The organism is Haloferax sp. DFSO52 (assembly GCF_048158745.1).
In the GTDB taxonomy this organism is placed as follows: Archaea; Halobacteriota; Halobacteria; order Halobacteriales; family Haloferacaceae; genus Haloferax.
In genome coordinates this window covers 54,038-72,435 of record NZ_JBLOPB010000005.1, presented here as the reverse complement: position 1 = coordinate 72,435, position 18,398 = coordinate 54,038, and the positions used below count along the sequence as shown (strand labels likewise).

Below are 18,398 nucleotides of genomic sequence, written 5' to 3'. Positions count from 1 at the left end.
TTACTCTGACAGGTCGCTATTGATGCGTTCGATGCCAGACTGGATCGCCGCCTGCGGCTCTGAGTTCTGTGCCCAGACGTCGACCAGCCAGCTCCACCAGCTTGCACTGTTGGGGTCACCGTTGACCTGCGGGTGTGGGAAGTACGCCTGGCTCTCTGCCATCTCGAGGTACTTTTTGAGCGTCTTGTCCCAGTACGGTGACTCTTCGAGCAGCCCTTCGTCGTAGTAGCGGTTACAGGCCGGGAGGTGACCGGCTTCAGCCCCCCATTCGGGATTCTCGGAGGCCAGCCAATTTGCGACCTGGGCCGTAACCTCCGTCTTCTCATCGTTACGGTTGGGGTTCTGGGGCATGATGAGCGAGTGACCGTCTGCCCAAGTCGCCTTTTGGTCCCCGGGTCCAACGTACGGCTTGAAGAATCCCCAGTTGAAATCTTCGAGTTCGGCCATGACGTTGACGTACCAGGTGCCGTTCGCGACCATCCCGAGATTACCGTTCTGGAACGTTTTGTTGCCCCAGTTCTCTTCGGACGTCGCAGCAGCCCATCCCCAGTCACTCGTCATCTTGGACCACATCTCGGTGACTTGTTGACCAGCCTCGTTGTTGAAGTTCGCCTGTGACAGGTCGTCCGTGAAGAGACTTCCGCCTGCCTGTTTGACGAAGGAACTCCACGTTCGGAAGTTCCCGACGCCATCCATATACGGTGTTGAGGCGAACGCGTACGCGTCGGTGTTGCTGACGATCGCATCGCCGGCAGCTTTGAACTCGTCCCAGTTGCTCGGTGGGCTCTCTGGGTCGAGACCAGCATCGGCGAAGACATCCTTGTTGTAATAGATGCCAATGGGGTGGAAGTCCAGTGGCATCGAACGGACTTCACCGTCGATTGTGACCGCGTTCATGTGGGAGTCGAGGAACTCGTTGTTCATCGCGTCCACGTCCACGTACTCGTTGTACGGCGTGATGACGTCTCCGAATCGGTTCAGATACGCCATGTGCGAGATTGCCAGGTCCGGGGGCTGTCCGCCTGTCATCGAGGTGAACAGCTTGTCGTAGTACGTGTCCCACTCGAGACGTTGACGGTCGATCGTCACTCCGTCACCGAGGGGTTTCTCTTCGTTGAACTTGTCGACCATCGACTTCATGACGACACCGTCGCCACCACCGAAGAGTGTCCAGAACTTGATCGTGTGGTTCCCGCTCCCCCCACCGCCACCGCCGCCGCCTCCGAGGCTACCGAGACAGCCGGCCAGTCCGGCGGTCCCAGTTACGCCTGCAGCTTGCAGGAACCTCCGTCGAGACGGAGTTGATGTTCGAAGGGAACGTGTATTCCTCTTTCGCAATTTGCTATCATCCGACATACACCAAACCTATTAAGAAAGATTGTTAATAAACTTTCCTACGGAACAGACCCATATTCTATATGTTGAACGCGTCACGCGCGGTGACCAGCAACCCAGACGAGTATCTGTGATCGTCGCGGGTCACAATTTGACACGGATACATTGATCAAGGAGGTACCATCTGCCAAAACACAATGTCTCAATCTTCTGTAGTCTGGTTCGGCACGCTGATGACACAATATGTTCAATCCACTTACATTAATGGCGTCCGTCTCTCGGGTGAATACACCCCGAATCTCGAGTTTCGAAGAACCGAACCGAGGGGGCCTTCGTGAACGCATAGCTACAGATTTTGTTTTATTAGCCCGCATTTGATGCGAATACTATCCTGTAACAGGGAAATGCTTATTTAATGTTGATGAATAATCCTTTATGTATGGGTAACGTTACCATTGAGGATGTCACGAAGATCTATGGTGGGGAGGGCGGACTCCTCGCAGTGGATGAGATTAGTTTAGAAATTCACGATGGTGAGTTTGTCACTATCGTCGGGCCTTCTGGCTCAGGGAAATCAACACTCCTGCGGATGATTGCTGGGCTGGAGGATATCACAGATGGAACGATCCGGATTGGCGATCGAGTCGTCAATAACATCCAGCCGCAAGACCGTGGTGTTGCGATGGTGTTCCAGAACTACGCGCTGTATCCCCACATGACTGCCCGAAAGAACATGTCGTACGGGCTCAAGCTCACCACGGACCTCTCGGACGACGAAATCGAGAAGCGCGTCAACGATGCTGCCACCATGATGGGTATCGAAGACCAACTCGACAAGAAACCGGGGAACCTTTCTGGTGGCCAACAACAACGCGTCGCGACCGGGCGCGCAATCGTCCGCGAACCCGACGTGTTCCTGATGGACGAGCCACTGTCGAATCTCGACGCGAAGCTGAAGATGCATATGCGCACCGAGATTCAACGGCTCCAGGAAGAGTTGCAAACGACGACAATCTACGTCACCCACGACCAGGAGGAGGCGATGACGATGAGTGACCGAATCGTCGTGATGAACGAGGGAGACGTCCAACAAGTCGGAACTCCAGACGAGATTTACAACGAACCCACGAACCTGTTTGTCGCTGACTTCGTCGGCAGTCCGGCGATGAACATGTTCGACGTCCAAATCGACGGGTCGACGCTCACTGGCTCGTCGTTCACGTATTCTCTCTCCGACGAACGGAGAAAGCAGGTTCGCGAGCACGTCGACGACGGAGACAAACTCGTACTCGGCATCCGCCCCGAAGACATCAAACTGGTCGATTCGTCCGGCCAGAACACGGTACAGGCGTATCTCGACATTCTCGAACCGGTCGGGTCTGACAACTACCTGTACCTCGAGATTGGAGATAACGAATGCCGTGTTCGCGTCGCCGGTAACGAGAAACCGACAGAGGGCGAGACGGTCTCGCTCAAATTCGATGAGGACGATATCCATCTGTTCAGACGTGACGATGGAGTCAACATCCTCGCAGCACCCGAGGTGTTGCAGAAGGTATCAACCTGAGCGTGACTGTGATGTAGCCAGCGCGAACTGTACGCCTCGACGACACAGCTATGACCGACATTTCATATTAATCCGCTGCACAATTATCTGAGCAGAAGGGTAACAGTAAAGAACCTGTTTTGAGAGTGTTAGTTTATGACTAGCACTATTAGAGGCCGTGAGCCGGTGATTTCACTGACCAGCGACTGGGCGTTTACAACAGACCCAGCGGACAATGGCGTCGACGAAGCCTGGTACGAGCCTCGTTGTGCCTGGGAAGATACTCGTTCAGTCTCAGTCCCACACTCGTGGCAGGAACACGACGACCTCGAAACGTACACCGGTGCCGCTTGGTATCGACGAGGGTTCGAACTCCAAGAGCCCAACACAAACGAGCAGGTGTTGTTGTCCTTTGGCGCAGTCGATTACAAGACGGACGTGTGGGTCAACGGCGACCACGTCGGTGAGCACGAAGGCGGGTATCTCCCGTTTACCGTCGATGCAACGAACGCAGTGAGTGCTGGGGATAACACCATCGTACTCCGAGTGTACGACCCAACGGACCTTTCTGAAATCCCTCACGGGAAGCAAGGTGAACGATGGTACACTCGAGTCAGCGGCCCGTGGCAACCCATCGACGTCGTTACAGTCCCGAACACGCGTGTCGACTCCGTCAAGGTCACTCCGTCGACCACGGACGAGACGGCGACGTTCGACGTCTCTGTCGCGAGCGAAGACGAAACCGAAGACGTCGAGGTGACCGTATCCGTCATCAGCGACGGGTCCATCGTTGCCGAGGAGAAAGCAGATGGAACGACCGGGAGCGAATTGACAGCGACTGTCGCGATTCCTGATGCAGACTACTGGACGCCTGAGAATCCGAACCTGTACGACTACGAAGTCACACTCGAAACTGATGGAGCCGTTCTCGACCGATACGAGAGTTACTTCGGCCTCCGAACTGTGTCTCATGATGGCACGGACCTGTACCTCAACGGCGAACCGCTCCCGATTCGCGGTGCGCTCGACCAGGCCTACTATCCCGACACGTACTATCGTCCAGCAGACCTCGAAACCTTCGAACAAGAGATTCGTGCGGCCAAAGAACTCGGGTTCAACCTCCTGCGGAAACACATCAAACCGGCGCACCCGAAGTTCATCGAGCTCGCTGACCGACTTGGAATGCTGGTCTGGGAGGAACCTGCCAACCCAAAGCGATACACCGAGGATTCGAAACGTCGGTTCCGGACGCAACTACAGGAACTCATCGAGCGAGACTTCAACAGCCCGAGCGTCGTCATCTGGTCGATATACAACGAAGAGTGGGGAATCGGATGGGCAGACGACGAAGAACCGCTCTGGACCGACGTTGAGAAACAGGACTATCTCGAATCGCTCTACTACGAAACACAGGAGTGGGACCCAACGCGGCCCATCTGTGATAATTCCGGGTGGGCACACGTCGCGACCGACCTCAATGATTACCACGAATACTTCGTCGTCCCAGACCGTGTCGACGCCTGGCGAGACCGTCTCGATGAAATCGTGGAATCGCCAGCGGGGAACTACGGCGACCCACGAACTGACCCGTCTGAGGCACCATTGCTCGTCTCAGAGTTCGGCACGTGGGGGCTCCCAGAAGTCTCTCGAATACTCGAACACTACGATGGTGAACCCCACTGGTTCTCACATGACTTTCTCGAGGGGATGATTCGACCGAGTGGCTGTCAAGAGCGGTTCGAAGACAGCAATCTGTCGACCGTGTTCGATTCGATCGACGACCTCGCGAACGCGTGGCAGACGCGGGAGTTCCAGTCGATAAAGACCATCATTGCGGACATGCGAATTCACAGTGGGGTGTCAGGGTATGTCATCACCGAATTCACCGACATCGAGTGGGAGTTCAACGGCATCTTGAACTACCTCCGTGAGGGGAAGAACTTCTACGACGAATACGCACAGGTCAACGGCCCAGTCATGCTACACCTGGATTTCGATGCTCACGTGGCATGGAGTGGAGACGAGGTGACTGCAGACCTCGTCGTCGTCAACGACACTGCGGACCCCATCGACACCACGGTCTCTGTTACGAGCCCTGCTGTTGGATACACGAACGACATCTCCGTGAGCGTTGAGAGCTTTGGTTCGACGCGACTCTCTGACGCTGTGCGCCTTACGCCCCCGGCTGTTGACGAGGTCACCGAAGTCGAAGTCGATGCGTCAGTTGGTGACGACCGATGGTTCACTTCCGAGTCCGTCTATCTCGCCCCGCGAGACGAGCAAGGGCCTCAGGCCACGGTTTACGCCGAAGACAGCCACCTGAGGGACGCACTGTCCGAACGCGGCTACGAAACGGTCGAGACCAGTGCGAGTGCAGACGTCTCGTTAGTCACAGACCCGGACTCTGTTGAGGGGGCAGCGCTCGTAATTCCCGACCGGAATGGCGACCTCACTGAGACCGAGCAGTTCGAGTACACGGAGCTCGCCAAGAACGATAGCTGGAACCTCTGTGCGAGCTTCATCTATCAGGACCTCCTGCCGGAACTCGACATTGTTCCGGGGTGGGCGTTCGAGGACGTGTACCCGTACGGGTACGTCTCCGAGACACGGGCTGAAGACCAGGTCTCGATTGGGTACACCGAGGGATGGCTGGAGAACACCGGTGCGATTGCTCTCACCCGGGTGGGTGAGAATCCAGTTGCCGTCTGTACACTCCGTGTCACCGATGCGTACGGTGACCACCCCATTGCGACGACAGTGTGTGACCGCCTCATCAACCAACTCACGTCGTAATCTGGGGACGTAGCGTTCTGAGTGGAAGTGGCCCCACTCGAACCCACCTTCGATGTGTGGGTGAGGATTTTGACGAAGAGGTTTATTTAGCTGGCATGGTATCGGTTAGGATACCCGACACCATTACTATGACCGAAACGGCCAAACTACACCGACTCGACGAGTATCTCTCTGAAAACAGCCTCGAATCTGCCTGGTTCGCAACACCGCAACTGTTCTCGTGGTTAACTGGCGGCAGCAATCTCGTTGCGCGTGAAGGTGAGTCAGGAATCGCCGCTGCTGGCTACGACGGCGAGACGATAACCGTGCTCACGACTAACATCGAAGGCGAACGGCTCGTCGACGAGGAACTCGCAGACGACGTCGAAGTCGTCGAGTATCAGTGGTACGAACAGAGTCTCAGAGAGGCACTCGAGGAAGTGGCGTCTCACCCGGCAGCGACTGACGTGAGCTGGCCTGGGTTCGACCAGGTTGACTGTTCAGCACTGACGCAACCGTTGACTGCAGGTGACGTCGAGCGCTACCGCGAGGTGAGTCGTGAAACTGCAACTGTCCTCGAGACTGTCGCTCGCGACGTCTCGCCAGGAGATACCGAACGCGAACTGGCCGCGAGACTGCACCACGGACTGCACGAACGGGGCATCGAGTCGCCAGTCGTGTTGGTCGGTGGTGCAGACCGAGTCCAACGATATCGACACTTCACACCGACGGACGTTGCTGTCGGCTCGTACGCCATCTTGACCGTAGTCGGTGTCAGCCACGGACTCAACGTTGCGGCAACGCGAACAGTCGCATTTGATGACGCACCGTCTTGGTTGGACGAGCGATACGAGACGGTCGCGCGGGTCGCAGCCACGACTGTGAACGCAACCCAGGAAGTTGGGGAGGCCGGTGGAACCGCAACTGACGTGTTCGAATCGATCCAGACGGCGTACGACGAACTCGGCCACGACGACGAGTGGATGCGCCATCACCAGGGCGGTGCGCTCGGATACAAATCGCGCGAGTGGACGGCCACACCCACGAACGAGGCATCTGTCTCCCTCCCGATGGCGTTTGGGTGGAACCCAACTGTCGACGGAGCCAAGGTCGAAGAGACGATACTGGTGACAGAAGACGACATCGACGTCCTCACAGACACAGGCGAGTTCCCAACGCTGTCAGTAACCGGGGTCGACGGCGAGACCGAACTGACGCTCCCCGCTATTCTCCGTCGCTGACCTGTGGTCGAGCGCCGTTTTGCGGCCGCTGTTCTCGTCTCACTGGACCGAATTATTATATACTATCACTTAGTGCGTTAGACCATGTCACAAGATTCCTTACGAGAGCGATTACTCGACGGTGAACCCGCGATTGGAACCATGCAAATCCTGAATTCTGCGATGGTCTCTGAGATGATTGGCGTCGCCGGGATGGACTTCGTCATCTACGACCAAGAGCACGGACCACTATCTGCGGAAACGACGCTTTCACTCTGTGCCGCGGCACAAAATGCAGGAGTCGCCCCAATCGTTCGCGTTCGAGAAAACTCCGAGTCAGAGATTCAACGTGCACTCGACATCGGTTCCGCAGGCGTCCAGGTCCCGCAAGTCGAAACGCGAGAAGACGCCGAGGCAGCAGTCGAATCTGCTCGATTCGACCCACTCGGTAGCCGTGGACTCTCGCAGTACGTTCGCGCGGGAGACTACGTTGGGAGCCCAACGTACACCGAGGACCAGAACGACGAGACACTCCTCGTCATTCAAGTGGAAGGTGAACGTGGCGTCGAGAACATCGACGAAATTCTCGAAGTCGACGGAATCGACGTGATTTTCCTCGGCCCGTACGACATCTCTCAATCCCTCGGGATTCCGGGGCAAGTGACTCACGAGCGGGTCGAAGAGCTGATGCGGAGAGTCTGCGACAAAGCAGTCGAGCAAGACACGGTCGTTGGTGCATTCGCTGATGACGTCAACACCGCGAGCAAATGGATCGATGCAGGTGTGCAGTACGTCGATATCGGTGTGGAAGTTGCTCTCTTCACCGAACGGCTAACAGAGATCAACGACGATATCACCGAACGTATCGACTGAACAACCGAACTGGATTACTCTGGGGTGTTCACCCCGTCTGTGGTCGTTTAGCTACAACTCGACGAGTTCGTCACGCTCGGCAGATTCGTACATCGCGGCGAGTATCCGCATGTCTGTGAGCCCGTGGTCTCCGTCAGCGTATATCTCTTCACCAGAGAGGACCCTATTTGCGAAGTACTCGAACTCCTCACGCATCTCTCGTTGCGCATCGATGCCATCGTGTTCGACGGTGACGTTGAGTTCGCCGCGCGAAAGGTGGAGCGTACACGTCCCGTGGAACGCGGGTGTGAGTTCTATCTGCCCATCAGTGCCCGTGATTTTCAGGTGTGTGTCATCCTGTGCGTTCTGGCTCGACGTCGTTGTCATGTGCACGTCGTCTTCGAACCTGAACATTGCCGACGACCGTTCGTCCGGGACGTCACTGAACGCTTCGTGAGACGACGTCATCCGTGCGTGAACCGCGACAGGGTCAGCATCCAGCAAGAACCGCGTGGTGTTAATCGAATAGATTCCGAGGTCCATCACCGACGAGCCATATCCAGTCAGGTCGGGGTTCAGTCGCCACTGGTTCGGGTCTGGAATCATCTCCAAGATGGGTTGAGAGTTGTTTCCATAGACAGAGACCGGTTCACCGATGAACCCATCCCTGATGAGTTCGCGTGCGCGCCTGACTGCGGGGTCCGTGTGCATGCGATAGGCGACCATCAGAGGAACGTCGTTCTCTTCGCACGCGTCTACCAGTCTCTCGGCACGCTGAACGGTCGCTTCCATCGGTTTCTCACAGAGGACGGCTTTACCGAATTCGGCAGCAGTCTCTGCGTAATCGAGGTGGAACGCGTTCGGAGTGCAAACGTAAACCGCGTCGTACTCGTCGCTTGCGGCACCTTCGTGGTACTCATCGTACGTGATCGCATTGGGGACGTCGTGGTTGTCGGCGATTCGGCCGGCTTTCTCCGACGAACTGCTCACGAGTACGGTGGTCTCACAGTGTTCAGCCGCTTCAATCGCCGGCATTGCAAGATCAGTCGTCCACCATCCGAGGCCGATGAGTGCGAACCGCACCGTTCCTTCGGCCGCAGTCTTCCAGTCTTGTCGCTCGTAGTCCGTTAGTGGGAGCATTGGTTGCAAATGGCATTGTACTGTGCCGAAATAAGTATTCCTCCTACGTTTCAACGCCTTCGGCATCTCAAATTAGAAGACCAGACGACGTTTCTCATCTACGCTTCCAACGACATCCACATGATGTGGGCTTCCAGTTTCTCATTTGACTCGTGTTCGTGGCACACAGTGAGTCGTAGTCGGCTGCCCCTACTCGACAATTGTCGTATCAATCTTTATTATGTGTCGAAAATATACATCAGCTGATGACATTTAACTGCCCCCGTTGTGAGCAACGGGCACTTGAATCGAACCGGTCGATCCGCTGCGCAAACTGTGGCTACGTCCCTCCGCACGCAGCTGACTGAAGGAGTCAGCGTCGTTCGTCAGAGCAAGAAAACACTGTTCGAAAAAATACCGTTGTGTGAGTCAGAGGAGGGCCTAGCGCCGGTCGACTTCGCGCTTTTCCCAGTCCTTCTCGAAGAGATTGATGGTGTGGACTTTCTCTTCGGTGTAGGCGTGTTCTTCGACGACCGCATCGTCGAGTTCGATACCGTAGCCAGGTCCATCCGGAATGACGACTTCGCCGTTCACGATTTCGACGGGGTCTTTCAGCAAGTCATCGACCCAATCGACGTCGTACGTCTGGAAGACTTCCTGGATGAAGAAGTTCGGGATGGTGGTGTCGACGTGAGCATTGATGGCAGTTGCAACAGGACCTTGTGGGTTGTGTGGTGCGAAACTCACGTGGTCTGCCTCGGCGATTGCGGCAATCTTCTTCGCTTCCGTCGGGCCGCCTGTGTTCATGATGTCTGGCTGGATGATGTCCACGTCGGTACGAGTAACCAGTTCGAAGAAGTCGTGCTTACTCATGTGACGCTCACCGGTCGCAATCGGAATCGGCGATTTATCAGCGACCTCTGCCAGACTGTTGATCGAGTCCGGGGGGCACGGCTCCTCGAACCAGGTCGGTTCGAATTGGTCGAGTTTGTTGGCGACGTCGACTGCTTGACCGGCAGTGAAGCGGCCGTGGCCTTCGATAAGCAAGTCGACGTCAGGGCCGACGGCTTCACGGACTGCTCCGACGATGTCTACCGCATGATTGAGTTCTTTCTTCGACATGCGCTGCCAGGCGATGCCGAAGGGGTCGAACTTCATCGCATCGTATCCATCTTCGACAACTTGCTCGGCGGCCCGGGCGAAGCCTTCGGGTTCGTTGTCGGTGTCAGTGTACCATCCGTTTGCGTACGCACGGAGCCGATTACCGTGGACGCTTCCACCGAGTAACTCGTAAACTGGCTTGTCGAGAATCTTCCCTTTGATGTCCCAACAGGCCATGTCGATTGCAGAACAGACGGTCGTGTTGACGATATTCTTCGAGAACCACTCGTCACGGTACATCTCGAGCCAGATTGCCTCCGTGTCGAATGGATCTTTCCCGATGAAATACTTCGACATCTCGTCTATCGCGGCGGCAACCGTGCGAGGTTTGTCGTGGGTTGTGGCTTCAGCGAGGCCTGTGATACCCGCGTCAGTCTCCAAACGGACGAAAACCCAAGGTTTCCAAGGGTTTGCGACGATGTAAGTCTCTACATCGACGATGCTTACGTCTGACATACGAATTCGAGTTACACAATATCTGTAATAAATCTACTCCTGTATATTTCGGGTGACAGAAAATAGTAACCAGATGTGATTACGTTGGCGGTCCCAGGTCAACACAGTCGCCTTTAGAAGACACTGACGTGTCACTACAGTATGATTACTCGAGTGCTGGAACTACCAACCGATGGCGGTCAATGGTGAGACGCGTACTCTCTTCGAAATCTTCGGCGGAGCGTCTGACTCTGAGCTCGGATTTACGGGTGTGTTTTCTGCTTCTTTCTCAAGATAGTGCGCCACATAGGCGTAGCAACCGCGGGCATCTCCACGGGCCGTCTTCTTTTAGCCCGTAAACAGCGACTGACTCGCCACCAGAGAGAGGTAACAGGTCGTATTTTTGCCTAAACGCAACCGATAACACACCGACTCGAGACGGGGGGTGAGGGCTGTGTGTCGATCTGCTCGCGACACCGCGGGTTTGGACAGCGCTGTAGTATCACATTATCCGTATTAGTATGAGATATGCTAACACCCCACCCGTGGTATTAATAGAAATGCTAACACATGATATTGTGTATGTCTTTAGAGTCCCCTACAGATATTACACCGGTATTGTTAGACCAAGTCGAGATCGATGACAAGTTCTGGAATACACGGGTCGAAACTAATCGTGACGTTACGATTCAGTACCAGTACGAGCAACTGGAAGCCAGCGGTTGTCTCGACAATTTCCGACTCGTCTCTGAAGGTGAAGGGGGCGGATTCACGGGGCCGATGTTCATGGATTCGGACGCGTACAAGTGGCTCGAAAGCGCGAGCTACGTCCTCGCGACCGAGAGCGATCAGTCGCTAAAGACACGCGTCGACGAAGTCGTGTCGCTCGTCGCAGGGGCACAAGCTGAGGACGGGTATCTTCACACGTACTTCATGCTGGAAGCACCGGAGATGCGGTGGACGAACCGCAATCTGATGCACGAACTCTACTGTGCAGGTCATTTAATCGAAGCCGCGGTTGCTCACCACCAGGCAACCGATGAAACGGACTTACTCGACGTCGCAACGAAATTTGCGGACCATATCGACGACCGATTCGGCCCCGGAGACGACGAGGGCGTTCCTGGCCACGAAGAGATCGAACTCGCACTCGTCAAATTGTACCGTGAAACCGGAACTGAACGGTACCTCGACCTCGCTCGATTTTTCATCGACGCCCGGGGCCGAGATCCGTCACCACTCGCCGACGAACTCGACAGGATAGAAGAGATCGGTGGGGCCAACTTCAACCATCACGATATCGATGCCGCAGAAATCTCACGGAATCATTTCCTGAATGAAGATGGCGAATACGACGGTAGCTATGCCCAAGACCACCTCCCGCTTCGCGAACAGGAAACCGTGGAGGGTCACGCTGTCCGTGCAATGTACTTGTTTGCAGGCGCTGCGATGCTCTTGACTGAATCAGACGACGAAGACGACGAACTCAGTGTGGCACTGGAGCGACTCTGGGACAACATGACCGGGCGTCGGATGTACATTACCGGTGGTATCGGATCGGAACACGAGCACGAGGGATTCACCGACGATTTCGACTTGCCCAACCGGACGGCCTATGCGGAAACGTGTGCAGCGGTCGGAAGCATCTTCTGGAACCAGGCGATGTTCGAGTTGACCGAGGACGCACGGCACCCAGCGCTTATCGAGCGAACCCTGTACAACGGCTTTCTCTCTGGTATCTCCAACGATGGGACGCACTTCTTCTACGTGAACCCACTCGAGAGCGACGGTGACCACCACCGTAAAGAGTGGTTCTACGTCGCCTGTTGTCCACCAAATGCATCTCGGTTACTCGCTTCGCTCGGTCAGTATATCTACGGACAGTCGAAAGACACTCTCTACATCAACCAGTACATCGGCAGCAGTGCACAGGTGACTGTCGGCGACGCCACCGTCGAACTAAACCAACAGGCTGACTTCCCGTGGGAAGGCACTGCTCGAGTAGAATTTTCGGTTGACGAACCGACGACGTTCGAACTCGCCTTGCGAATTCCCGAGTGGGCCACCAACGCCACAGTTCGTATTGCTGGTGAAGACGTTGCAGTGGACAGCGAAGATGGGTTCGCTCGAATCGAGCGAACGTGGCAGGATGGAGATTCGGTGGATATCCGTTTCCCGATGAAAGTCGAAAAGCAGGTCGCTCACCCTGAAGTGCGGAACAACGCTGGGAAGGTCGCACTCAGTCGAGGACCGCTCGTCTACTGTGCAGAGGACGTAGACAACCCTGTTTCGCCACAAGAACTCGTCATCTCTGAGACAGACTCCCTCCAAGCGATTCATCACCCCGATATGCTCGACGGGGTGACGACCATCGAAGGCGAAGTCTCGGCCACCAAAGTTGCAGATTGGGGGACCAACCTCTATCTTCCTGTCGACGAGGTGCCAGACCAGCGTGTCTACATGACCGCAGTACCATACTACGTGTGGGATAATCGTGACTCTGGCCCGATGTCCGTATGGCTCACTACTGACTACGTTCGTTAGGAATTCTCTGAAATATTTGAAATCAAACTCATACTATACTTACTAAACCCAGAGAATGGAGACTGACCACAGGTTCGTTCAGCGGGACACTTACGCTTAAATCGATAGCGTGAGATAGTCGTTCCATGCCGATTACTCCGCAACGAGTCGTTGACCTCGAGTGTGAGACTGGCGAAGGACCGCTCTGGCACCCTGAGGACGAGGTAGTGTACTTTACCGACATCCCAAACGGACGACTGTACTCGTACGATCCAGAAACAGATTCCCACGAACTCGTCTACGAAGACGACCAGCAACCAATTGGTGGTTTCACCATCCAAGACGATGGGTCTCTGCTGTTGTTTCAGGAGTATGGGTCGGTCAATCGACTCAACCCGTCGAACGGTCACGTGACTACGATAACCGAGCAGAATCCCGATCAGTTCGATGAGCGGTTCAACGACGTCATCGCAGATCCCGAAGGACGTGTGTTCTGCGGTGTGATGCCTGACACCGATAGAGGATTGCCCGGACAACTGTACCGACTGGACCACGACGGGTCGTTCGAACTCGTCCGCGAAGCGTGTGCGTTACCCAACGGGATGGGGTTCACTCCCGACCTATCCGGAATGTACTTCACTGACTCCGGTGGGGACGACCCTTCGTCGCCGGGGTACGTGTATCGGTACGATTACGACCGTACGACAGGTGAACTCAGTGACCCCGAAGTAGTTATCGACGCCACCGAGTTCGATGGAATGCCCGATGGACTCACCGTAGATGCCGAGGGGCACATCTGGTCTGCGTTCTGGAACGGAAACTCCATTGTCCGGTTTGCCCCCGATGGGACACGCGAAGAATCGGTGATGTTCGAACCCAAGAAAGTCTCGTCAGTTACGTTCGCAGGTGATTCGTACACCGATGCGTACGTGACAACCGCCTGCATCGAAGGCCGCGAAGTAGAAGGTGAAGGTGCTGGTAGTCTATTTCGGGTTGACATTGGCGTCAGCGGTCGCGAAGAGTTCCGATCATCGATCGAAGTGTAAGGTTCGAAGTGGGTCGCTCAGCTCTGTGTAGAGTCGTTATATTACCCGATATTCCGCTCTGAGACGTACTTCGCGCTCCATCTTTACAGCCGGTGTAGCGGGTACGAACCTTGAGTTAGATTGTGGACTGAACTCATCAACGGTCCCAACTACTAGATAGATAGTCCGTACCGTGGTCTCAGTGATGTTGAGTAACACATAGCAAAGTGTTGTTCACTATCACCGAACGCACGTTGGCGCCTGTAGCACGGTGATATTCAGGAATCCATATATTTACCATCACGAAAGTTTACAGCCATAGTGTTGTAATACTACAATCGTATAAGCGTCAGTTATTGATATTGTTTTTAAACAAGTTCCCATTACGGTGATTGGCGCTGTCGAGATCCGCCCATACTGACAACAGGATACTGGCTGGAGGTGTCTATTATTGACGAACAACGCTCATGTGGGTCAGTTAGGTGGTTATCGCGGCCACAGAGTACACTGGACCCGTAACTCGAGGCGTTAACAGACATAGCGTGTCGCTATGGTGCGGTATCAGGATGTGTATCCGGTTTAAGCGTTTAGAGTAGACTCGTGTGCGATGATACTGAACGGCTGTGCAACGAAGTAGTGAGTTTCCCACTACTCCAACGTGGAGGGTTTGATTGCACCGACGAAGTGGAACCGACGTAGCTTCGCGAGTCGGTGGGAGCTCGAACGAAACCGTATCGGCTCTACTCCGTCGTCTCGACCCTGGGTGGAACGCAACCATACGACTGTCTCAAATCGCGTAACACCGTTCAGATGAGGACATTGAGGAAGGTAAAGAGGGTGACAATGGAGACTGCAGTCGTGGCGAATACGTTCATCGACGCAAGGTCGGCGTCGCCCCCGAGTTCGGTTGCGAAGATAAACGATGAGACAGCGGTCGGTGCCGCAAGCATCGTCACGCCAGCTTGGACGGTCGTCCAACTGGACGTGAGGTTCGAGAACACGACGAGCGCGACGAGCGGCATGAGAATCACCTTACTGCCGACGACAGCACCCACGGTCCGGAGGTCGACAGAATCGGTATTGATTGACAACGAGGCACCGATTGAAATGAGTGCGACAGGGAGAGCGAGCGACGCGAGCGTTTCGAGACCCGTTTCGAGAGGGACAGGGATACCGAGACCGAGGCTGGCGAAGGCAAGTCCCGTCAGGAGCGCTGGGATGACTGGCGTCTTGAGCACCCCGACGAACTCCTCTTTGAAAGAGACGTTGGCACCGTTGAACAACACAAGGATTGCGATCGTGAGCGGGACCTGAGTGATTGCGCCGACACCGAGGATAACACTCGCTTTCGCCGTCGTGAGCGCGCTAAATGTCGACGCGACGAGCGGGAGGCCGAGGAACCCGAGGTTCGAGTGGTACGACTGAACCACCACGACGCTTCGAACCGATGGAGGCGTAATATTTCGATTAACGAACCACACGATACAGAGGACAGCCACGAGAACGAGCCAGAAGCCAATAACCAGGGTCGGTTCGATTACTTCCCGAATGGGCTGGTCGTACGTAGAGGTAAAGACCAACGCGGGAAGCGCAAAGGCGAACGCAAAGAACGTCAGTTTATCCTGGTGACCGCGACCGAGGATGCCAAAACGCTTCGCTAGTGCCCCGAGACAGAGCAACACGAGCATGTAACCCAGGTTTGTGGCGACGGTCACACCGTTCCATCACACAGGACGTTCTTCCGTCTTACGTTCGAGGAGGATTTCGTCGGAAGACGCCACGGGAGAGGAGTTCAAGTTCGTGGTCGAAGTGGTCGCCGAATCGTGGCATCGTTATACAGGGTGACAGAGGAGTTTCTGTATTACCCCGTAACTGTCTCCAACTGACGTGTCGTGGTGGACCACCTCTCCACCCGATAGCAGTTCTGAAATATAGAACACACGGGGGCAGTCGTGTTGCAGTCAACTACCGTCACAAAGCTGAATTTCATTGCAACTGTTCTTATTGAACAACAGATGTCTGTGATATACAAGAAATAGAATCACACGTTCGATTTTCCAACCTGTTGTCTAAACGTTATTAGTGAACTCACAGAACCGTGTCTATCGGTTTCGGCCATAGTAACGAACTCTGTTCTATCGAAGAGAACCTGTGTCGGACCTTTATTCAGTACTATTGTATGGTCATCAGTCATCGTGAGTGGGTCATTAGTCTATCTCAGTCAGGGGAACTCCAGAAGTGGTGTCTTCTAACACACAAATTCGTTCTGTTATTCAGAACATCTACAAGTTGTATTTCTTGAAGAGCGTACTCTCGTTGAGAGTTCGTATTCCGAGCGAAGTCGACACCGATACTGTTGGAGACCAGGACGTAATTTTATAGCAGTTCATTCCAATGATATCATCGAATGCGATATCACCAGTTAGCGGTGTCAGGAGAAAATCGGCTCACTGCCACGACCTCATCTACGACATACGATCTTACGAGTGTAGATACGGACCTCCGAACGTTTGCCGACCTGGCGAAGGCAGCCAGCATAGCACGTTCGTCCATCGACCACCTTGCCAGCGGGTTGATTGAGGATGCCGAGATTGTCGACAAAGAAGCCGTAGAAGGCAGCCTTACGGTCCCAGTTGACGCAGAGGAAATTTGGGCGGCCGGAGTAACGTACAAGATCAGCGAGGAAGCCCGGGAGGAAGAGAGTTCCATGCCGGATATGTATCTCGACGTTTACGACGCTGATCGGCCGGAGATATTCTTCAAAGCGACACCGTCTCGAACCGTCGGCCCACAGGACGCAATCGGCGTGCGAAGCGATTCTGACTGGGACGTCCCCGAACCCGAGCTAGGCATCGTGCTTCGGCGAGGTGAGATCGTCGGGTACACTATCGGAAACGACGTGAGCAGTCGGTCTATCGAAGGAGAAAACCCCCTCTATCTTCCCCAGGCAAAAGTCTATGACAAGTGTTGTGCTATCGGCCCCTGTGTGGTCACACCTGACGAGATAGACGACCCACACGACCTCGAGATGCGAATGACGATTCAAAGGGACGGCGAGGTTCTCTACGACGACGAGACGAACACGAGTCAGATGGTTCGAAACGTCGAAGAGTTGGTGTCGTACTTTACGCGCCACAACACCGTTCCAGAGTTGGCAATCATCCTGACCGGTACGTCACTGGTACCGGAACAGCCATTCGACCTGCAAGAAGGAGACACCGTCGACATCACTATCGAGCACATCGGAACGCTTTCGAACTCTGTGACAACAGTATGAGTTCCACAGTTAGTTCCATCTTGGAAGCATTCACTCGCCGAGACTGGCAATCGAGCGACGTGACGGGGACGATTCGCATCGCGATGATTGGACTCGGCTGGTGGACACGCGACCAGGCTATCCCTGCCGTCGAGGAATCCGACTTCTGCGAGACGACAGTCGTCGTGAGCAGTTCTGCGGAGAAGGCAGCGCGGGGGGCCGAACTTTCTGAGACGATTTCTCACGCTCTCACGTACGACCAATTCCACGAGGGAGTCGCTGCAGACGCCTACGATGCAGTGTACGTCGTGACCCCAAACGGTCTCCACTTACCTTACGTTGAGACAGCCGCCGAGCTCGGAAAGGCAGTTCTCTGTGAGAAACCGCTCGAAGCGTCCGTAGACCGGGCCGAGAAACTCGTTGAAACGTGCGAACAAGCCGACGTCCCCCTCATGGTCGCCTACCGCATGCAGACCGAACCCGCCGTTCGTCGGGCACGAGAACTCGTCGAAGCCGGTGTAATCGGAGAGCCTGTGCTAGTCCATGGGAACATGTCACAACGTCTCCTCGCCGAGGTCGTTCCCGACCCTGACCAGTGGCGACTTGACCCCGAACTCTCCGGCGGCGCGACTGTCATGGACATCGGTCTCTACCCGTTGAACACGACTCGGTTCGTCTTGGACGCAGACCCCGTCCGTGTCCGCGCACACACGACAGCTGAATCACCGGCGTTCGAGGAAGTCGGAGACGAACACGTCAGTTTCGGGCTCGAATTCGACGACGGGACGCTCGCTGTCTGTACCGCCAGTCAGGCCGCATACCAGTCGAGTCATCTCCGAATCACAGGGACCGAAGGAGAAATCGAACTGGACCCAGCGTTCTACAACCGACAGGACCGCGGATTTCGCGTGTCGTGGGGGTCCCAGTCCGCTGAAATCTCATTCGACCAAGTCAACCAGATGACCGAGGAGTTCGATTATTTCGCTCATTGTTTGTTGACCGGCACCGGCCCGCTCCCCGATGGAGAACACGCGCTCGTCGATATGCGAGCGATGGATGCCATTTACACCGCCGCAGAACAAGGATGCGACGTCGAACTCGACACATCGTAGAGCAGTCCGTCGATCCCATCACTTGTACGGACTCGTGCAGTC

General features: G+C 55.2%; 12 protein-coding genes. 8 read left to right on the top strand and 4 right to left on the bottom strand.

Annotated elements, in window-relative coordinates:
* On the bottom strand, positions 1 to 1,356 hold the full coding sequence (locus ACK3SC_RS18760) for an ABC transporter substrate-binding protein (protein ID WP_416841781.1): 1,356 nt from the start codon (positions 1,354 to 1,356) through the stop codon (positions 1 to 3).
* 418 nt (positions 1,357 to 1,774) lie between these two features.
* On the opposite strand from ACK3SC_RS18760, the gene ACK3SC_RS18755 reads away from it, so the two are divergent.
* The 4 genes from ACK3SC_RS18755 (at position 1,775) to ACK3SC_RS18740 (ending at position 7,746) form a co-directional block, all read left to right on the top strand.
* Positions 1,775 to 2,902 (top strand): ABC transporter ATP-binding protein, encoded by a 1,128-nt coding sequence (locus ACK3SC_RS18755; RefSeq protein ID WP_416841780.1) that lies wholly within the window; start codon positions 1,775 to 1,777, stop codon positions 2,900 to 2,902.
* Between the two features lie 135 nt (positions 2,903 to 3,037).
* Complete coding sequence (locus ACK3SC_RS18750; protein WP_416841779.1) at positions 3,038 to 5,674, top strand: glycoside hydrolase family 2 protein; 2,637 nt, start codon at positions 3,038 to 3,040, stop codon at positions 5,672 to 5,674.
* 128 nt (positions 5,675 to 5,802) lie between these two features.
* Positions 5,803 to 6,894 carry a M24 family metallopeptidase gene (locus tag ACK3SC_RS18745; RefSeq protein WP_416841778.1) on the top strand — a complete coding sequence of 364 codons (1,092 nt, stop codon included), beginning with the start codon at positions 5,803 to 5,805 and terminating at the stop codon, positions 6,892 to 6,894.
* An 84-nt stretch (positions 6,895 to 6,978) separates the two neighbouring features.
* Positions 6,979 to 7,746 carry an HpcH/HpaI aldolase family protein gene (locus ACK3SC_RS18740; protein WP_416841777.1) on the top strand — a complete coding sequence of 256 codons (768 nt, stop codon included), beginning with the start codon at positions 6,979 to 6,981 and terminating at the stop codon, positions 7,744 to 7,746.
* 51 nt (positions 7,747 to 7,797) lie between these two features.
* Here the strand turns inward: ACK3SC_RS18740 and gfo6 (ACK3SC_RS18735) are convergent, their stop codons facing one another.
* Both gfo6 (ACK3SC_RS18735) and ACK3SC_RS18730 read right to left on the bottom strand, forming a co-directional pair.
* Positions 7,798 to 8,865 carry a D-xylose 1-dehydrogenase Gfo6 gene (gene gfo6 / locus ACK3SC_RS18735; RefSeq protein WP_416841776.1) on the bottom strand — a complete coding sequence of 356 codons (1,068 nt, stop codon included), beginning with the start codon at positions 8,863 to 8,865 and terminating at the stop codon, positions 7,798 to 7,800.
* Positions 8,866 to 9,285: 420 nt separating this feature from the next.
* The gene (locus ACK3SC_RS18730; protein ID WP_416841775.1) at positions 9,286 to 10,461 is read right to left on the bottom strand and encodes a mandelate racemase/muconate lactonizing enzyme family protein; all 1,176 of its coding nucleotides are present in this window, start codon (positions 10,459 to 10,461) and stop codon (positions 9,286 to 9,288) included.
* Between the two features lie 597 nt (positions 10,462 to 11,058).
* Between ACK3SC_RS18730 and ACK3SC_RS18725 the strand changes: the two genes are divergently transcribed.
* Entirely contained in the window at positions 11,059 to 12,984 is a 1,926-nt protein-coding gene (locus ACK3SC_RS18725) for a glycoside hydrolase family 127 protein (protein WP_416841773.1), read from the top strand.
* 125 nt (positions 12,985 to 13,109) lie between these two features.
* Positions 13,110 to 14,009 carry an SMP-30/gluconolactonase/LRE family protein gene (locus tag ACK3SC_RS18720; protein ID WP_416841772.1) on the top strand — a complete coding sequence of 300 codons (900 nt, stop codon included), beginning with the start codon at positions 13,110 to 13,112 and terminating at the stop codon, positions 14,007 to 14,009.
* Between the two features lie 785 nt (positions 14,010 to 14,794).
* On the opposite strand, the gene ACK3SC_RS18715 is transcribed toward ACK3SC_RS18720, so the two are convergent.
* Positions 14,795 to 15,703: an AEC family transporter gene (locus ACK3SC_RS18715; RefSeq protein WP_416841771.1), complete on the bottom strand. Its 909-nt coding sequence runs from the start codon at positions 15,701 to 15,703 to the stop codon at positions 14,795 to 14,797.
* A 692-nt stretch (positions 15,704 to 16,395) separates the two neighbouring features.
* Between ACK3SC_RS18715 and ACK3SC_RS18710 the strand changes: the two genes are divergently transcribed.
* Together ACK3SC_RS18710 and gfo6 (ACK3SC_RS18705) are read left to right on the top strand one after the other, a co-directional pair.
* Positions 16,396 to 17,265, top strand: coding sequence for a fumarylacetoacetate hydrolase family protein (locus ACK3SC_RS18710; RefSeq protein ID WP_416841770.1), 870 nt, complete (start codon positions 16,396 to 16,398; stop codon positions 17,263 to 17,265).
* A complete protein-coding gene (gfo6, locus tag ACK3SC_RS18705) occupies positions 17,262 to 18,356 on the top strand; it encodes a D-xylose 1-dehydrogenase Gfo6 (protein WP_416841769.1) in 1,095 nt (364 codons plus the stop codon). The genes ACK3SC_RS18710 and gfo6 (ACK3SC_RS18705) overlap by 4 nt, the downstream gene beginning before the upstream one ends.
* The last annotated feature ends 42 nt before the right edge of the window (positions 18,357 to 18,398 follow it).